The organism is Actinomycetota bacterium (genome assembly GCA_036280995.1).
Classification (GTDB): domain Bacteria; phylum Actinomycetota; class CALGFH01; order CALGFH01; family CALGFH01; genus CALGFH01.
This window is the reverse complement of the sequence record DASUPQ010000727.1, coordinates 1-5,150: the sequence shown is the minus strand read 5'-3', so window position 1 is coordinate 5,150 and position 5,150 is coordinate 1. Positions and strand designations below refer to the sequence as shown.

4 protein-coding genes are annotated in these 5,150 nt (G+C 71.7%); 1 reads left to right on the top strand and 3 read right to left on the bottom strand.

What is annotated here, in order from left to right; genetic code table 11:
• The first annotated feature begins 380 nt into the window (after window positions 1-380).
• Window positions 381-734: an alpha/beta hydrolase gene (locus VF468_24400; GenBank protein HEX5881430.1), complete on the top strand. Its 354-nt coding sequence runs from the start codon at window positions 381-383 to the stop codon at window positions 732-734.
• A 380-nt stretch (window positions 735-1,114) separates the two neighbouring features.
• Here VF468_24400 and VF468_24395 read toward each other — a convergent pair whose 3' ends face one another.
• From VF468_24395 to VF468_24385, 3 genes are all read right to left on the bottom strand, one after another.
• A complete protein-coding gene (locus tag VF468_24395) occupies window positions 1,115-2,101 on the bottom strand; it encodes a hypothetical protein (GenBank protein HEX5881429.1) in 987 nt (328 codons plus the stop codon).
• A gap of 622 nt (window positions 2,102-2,723) precedes the next feature.
• The gene (locus VF468_24390; protein ID HEX5881428.1) at window positions 2,724-2,942 is read right to left on the bottom strand and encodes a helix-turn-helix domain-containing protein; all 219 of its coding nucleotides are present in this window, start codon (window positions 2,940-2,942) and stop codon (window positions 2,724-2,726) included.
• Between the two features lie 500 nt (window positions 2,943-3,442).
• Entirely contained in the window at window positions 3,443-4,456 is a 1,014-nt protein-coding gene (locus tag VF468_24385) for a hypothetical protein (protein ID HEX5881427.1), read from the bottom strand.
• Window positions 4,457-5,150: the final 694 nt, after the last annotated feature.

Below are 5,150 nucleotides of genomic sequence, written 5' to 3'. Positions count from 1 at the left end.
GGCTCGGCCGCCGTGCTGGAGCGGGTGGGCATGCGGCGCGAGGGCCACTTGCTGGAGAGCACCTGGTCCAAGGGCGAGTGGACCAAGGGTGCGAGCACGCCGACCTCATCGGCGGGACCTCCACTGTGGTGGCGCTGCGGCGGCGGCATCCCTACGACGTGTTCTGAATGCACGGGCAAGCCGATACGGTCGCCCGCGACGCGATCCTCAGGGGACCGCGCTGTCGGCGCCGGCGTCGAACCTGCTCGCCCAGGCGGCCATGACGGTGCTAGTGGTGTTCTCCGGGCTGACCGCCGAGCACGCCAACCCCACCGGCCTGGCACGACGGTTCCAGCTGCAATCCCTCACGCCCCTGGCCAGGCACTGCCACCATCTACGCAGTGAACGGCCAGCCCGGGCTGCCGGTCGGCGCGACCATCAAGGACCTGGCCGGCCATTACGCCGAGGTCACCGCCCGCCAGTTCCCGGACCCGGTGTTGGTCCATGGGATCTCCACCAGCGGCTCGATCGCCCAACAGTTCGCCATCGACCACCCGCAGCTGGTGCGCCGGCTGATGCTGGCCGCGACCGCCTGCCGGCTGTCGCCCCACGGCCGGGAGGTGCAGCGCCGGTACGCCGAGCTGGTCCGGAGGACACCTTCGACGCCTGCCCCCAGCTACACCGCATCACCGCCCCGACCCTGGTGGTCGCCGGCGGCCGAGACCGGCACTACCGGCCGGGACTGTTCCGGCTGACCGCCGAGCGCATCCCCAACGGCCGCCTGCGCCTATACCCGGACAAGGGCCACGCCAGCATGCTGACCCGCAAGCGAGCCATCCGCGAGATCGTCGCCTTCTTGCGCGCCGACGACCAGCCGAGAACCTGACCGAGGCGGCCATTCATCGGGCTGGGCAGCTAGTCTGACGACGAAGACCGCTTCTCCAAGGAGCATCCTCCACGCCGGTTCTCCATCTACAAGCACCGGTGTCGGAACGCCTGACTTCACCCCGAACGGTCCGTAGCGACCAGCGCAAACGCACGTCTGCACAGCGATGGGCCGCCACTTGGTGTGCCCTCAGCCTGGCACGGCTCTGGTCGCCGGCTCATCGCGGTCCAGGCCGGACTCTCCGATGGATCAGTGGTGGCCGTCGCCGCTGACGGGGTCCGGGTTGCTCCTTGCCGCCGGGCTGCTGCCGTTGTGGTCGAGAGGTGGGGTTCCGGGCAGGGACGGCATTCGCAGACCGTGGGTGATGTCGAGCAGCCCGCGGCGGACCAGCACCCGCTTGGCCGCCATGGTCACCTGCGCCACCTGGTTGGCCCAGTCGGGCGCTTCACTACCGACCGAGGCAAACCCCGCCCCGGCCTCGGACGGCGCCGGCGACGCCCCGCGCCACCACTCGGTGATCGGCCGCCAGACGCCTCGAGTCCGACGCATGCTCTGGGCGGCCAGGTGCTGCTCGAACCCACGTTGTGTGGCGTCACCGATGGCGACCTGGTAGCGCCAGAACAGCACTGCGGACTGTTCGGCCGCGAACAGCTGGGGCACGAGCACGGCGAGCTCCTCACGCAGTTGACCGACGGCCGCTTGCGCCGCCGCCTCGCGGACCCGCGCCGCCCGGAGGTCTTGACGGCGGCGACGCTTCTGCTGGTGTCGCCGCAGCCAACTCGTCACTGACCGCCAGCGGGAGGCGTTGGCGGCTGCGGCCCAACGCGGGGTCGCGGCATACGAGGCGGCGGTCGCCAGGCCGAGCAGGGCCAGTCCCAGGATTGGCCGGCCAGCCCGGCTCCCCAACTGGCCGATGGCGGTGGCCAACGTCACCCCACAGACGAGCGCCCCGCCGGCGACACCTATGTCCAGCTGGCGCCGCCGGCGGGGATCGGGTGATCCCTCGGCGGTGGCGCCGAGCCGGTGGAGCCCGCGGGCGGCGAGCTGGGCGGCGGCGATGGACCCGACTGCCGACGCCACCGCGAGCGGCCCAAGCGCGACCAGTCCAAGCCCTCCATCGCGGGCTGCCGTGTACGCCAACGCCGCCTGACCGCCGGCGATCACCACCAGAATGGCCGCCTCCGACCACCGGTCGAGCATCGGCGGCGGGCCCGGCTGCTCGGAGCCGGCGTCCATAGCGGACCGCTGTGACTGCCCCGGCGGGTCGTCCGCCGCCGTCGTCGGCTCACTGCCCACGGTCACTGATCGGTGGATGGCATGACTACCGGGGATGGCCGTCGCGGCCGAACGGTGGCCGACCGCCTGCCGCAGTGCCTCCTCGGCCTTAGCCAAGCGGCTATCGACCAGCATCACCTGGCTGGCCACCGCCGTGACTCTCGGCAGCTCCCGTCGGGCCTGAAACACCAGGCGCGCTCGCTCTTGCGCTTCGACAAAGCGCTGCACGGGCAGTGGGTTGCCAGGATCCCAGCACAGGCCCGCCTTGACCGCCGCTCTGGCCAGGGTGCGTAGCGCTCGGGGACTGGTGGGGCTGTGTCGCGATTCCACCTCCAGATAGCCCTGGGGCGGTACCTCCCACCATGGAGGTCGCCGTGGCCTGGCCCGCCAGCGCAGACGCCGCGGCCGGCGCCTTGCCGGATGGGCCGACAGGCTCGCGTCAACCTCGGGAGCATCCTCCTGTGCTCGCACAGGGGTCGGGTTCGATCGTTCTGCCATCGCCTCACCCCACCTGGGCACTGCCCCAGCCGTCTGACCCGTGACGCCGTTCCCTGAACTACCGCCAAGAGCTGGGCCAGAGCTGCTAGCGGTTGTCTGCCGCGGAGCTGCGCTGGCCCTCTCCGGCAAGCCAGCCTTGCACGACGGCCTGCCGGTATCGGGTCTGCCGACCGATCATCACATACGGCGGTCCTGATCCGGCCAACCGAAGCTTCCGCACCGCCGGCAGGGACAGCTGCAAGATTGCCGCGGCCTCCTTCTCGGTCAACAGACCCTCATCATCGCCCATCGGCCCGCTGGTCATGATCACCCCCGGTCTGAACACTCCCAGGACCGGACTGATCGGTGGAGAGCAGGAACAAACACCGTCCATGCTGCTTGGCGAGTGAGGTTGCCCTTGCTACCTGGGCGCGAGCATCACGCCGACAAGGATGACGTTCGTGGCATCCCCCTCAGGCCGAGGCCGGCGTGTGGTCGGGGGGCCGAGACCCACGCCGGCCTCAAAACGTGGAGGCTGCTCCGCCGTCGCGTGGTTGGCGAGCTGTCCTCGCCGTAGCCCATGTCCCTCGTCTGCGCGGATTCAGACTGATGCCTTGCCTGCCGAGCCGGACGTCATGCAGGCCGCGATGGGGTTGAGGCTGGGCCGGCCGGCACACTCAGCTGTAGCTGCTGTCCGTAAGGCGTTGGCCAAGGCGATTGTTGGTCGTGGGACCAGGAGGGTCCCCCCGCGACCTCGACGGCCTGACCAATCCGTGCCGAGATGCGGCAGGGCGGTGCGGCGGCGAGTCTCCGCCCACTCTCCGGTCAGTACCAGCCGTTGGCCTGCCAGAAGGCCTTGGCTCGCTCGGCGGTGCCGTAGCGGTCGCGGACATAGGCGCGGAAGGCCCAGAGCTGGCGGCCGCAGTCGGTGGTGGCGTAGTCCTCGCCCAGGTAGAGGATGCGGTTGCCCAGCAGGAGCTGGCCGAGGCCGAAGGCCGTGGAGGTCGGGTTGTCGGCGGTCGGGTAGCCGCTGGACTCGCGCATGATGATCCAGCGCTCGGCCGCCGAGGTGCCCGACAGGTCGCAGCGGCCGCCCGACCCCCCAGCGGGACGCCCGCCACCGCCGGCGCCGGCGCGGGCGGCCGCCTGCCGGGCCAGCTCCTCCTGGCGGATCAGGCGGCGCAGCTCGGCCGAGCGGCTGCGCAGGGCGGCGGCGGCCCCGGCCAGCCGGGCCACGCGGACCTCCAGCTTCTGTTTGGCCTGCTGGCGGACGGCCCGGACCCGCTCCAGCTCGCCGAGTTGGCGCCGCACCTTGGCCGCGGCCGCGGTGCGAGCCTGCTCGGCCTCGACCCTGGCGTCGTGGAGCCGGACCGATCGCCTGCGTGCTAGCTCCAGCCGGCCTAGGACGTCCTGGTCGGCCCTGATCACGTAGCCGAGGGTGACCGCCCGCTCCAGCAGGTCGCGCAGGTCGCTGGCCTGGACGACCACGGACAGCCCAGACACCCCGCCGGTCATGTAGGCGCGGCGGATCTGCCAGGCCAGCCGGGCCTCCTGCCGGCCGACCTCGTCGGTGGCCGCCTCCAGGCCGGCCAGCGCCGCCGCCCGACGTCGCCGGGCCGCCTCCAGCTCGCGGGTGGCCGCGCCCAGCCGGGCCCGGGCAACGGCGACGGCCAAGTCGGCGGCGGCCAGGGCGCCCGCGACCGCCCCGGCGTCGGCCCGGGCGTCGCGCAGCACCGCCTCGACCGCCCCCAGGCGCTGGCGGGTCTTGTCGAGCTCGTCCCGCTCGTCGGCGGCCGCAGGGTGGGAGAGCAGCAGGAGCGCGGCGACCACGGCGGCCACGCAGCGCCGCCGAACCGGTGACCACCGCGCTCGCGTCCTCGACCGTGTCGGCATGATCGGGCCGTTCCGTCAGATCGCCAGGATTCGGGCTGCGTACTCTACCGCGGCGGCGCCTGGAACTGTGGGACCCGGGATGGGCGAACCTGCGCCGTCCCGCCGTCCGCCCTGGCCAGAATCACCGCCCCAGCCTGACCTGCCCAGACCCAACTGGACCGTAGAGACAAGGAGGTCGGTCATCTCCTGACACTCCAGCCGCACTTGGCGTGATCGTCGGCACTGGCTCGTCGGACGCGGGCTTGGTAGAGGCGGCGCACAACGCTTGTCGGCCCGGCGTCTTGCCGTGGCCAGCGAAACGCAGCGACACTGCGACAGCAAGCGCGCCCTATACCCGCCGTTGCCCGACGCTACGGGGGCCGCCATGAGCGATGACCGGCCACTAGCGCCGACTACGGGCCTCCAATCACGATCCCGAGCGCGCGCTTAGTGGCGTCCCACCAGGTGGTGTAGGTAGCAGGGCTGCACGGGCGTAGCTGCCTCGCAGAGCGGCCACCGTGCGATGGTCAGCGGGACCACGGCTGATGGTGCTCGCGAACGGACACACCACACAGTGGCCCTAGTGGACCTCCCCCCTGAGGCAGGACACCTCGGATGAGAGGATGTCCTCATGGGAGAGGAACACAGACAGGCGCCCCAA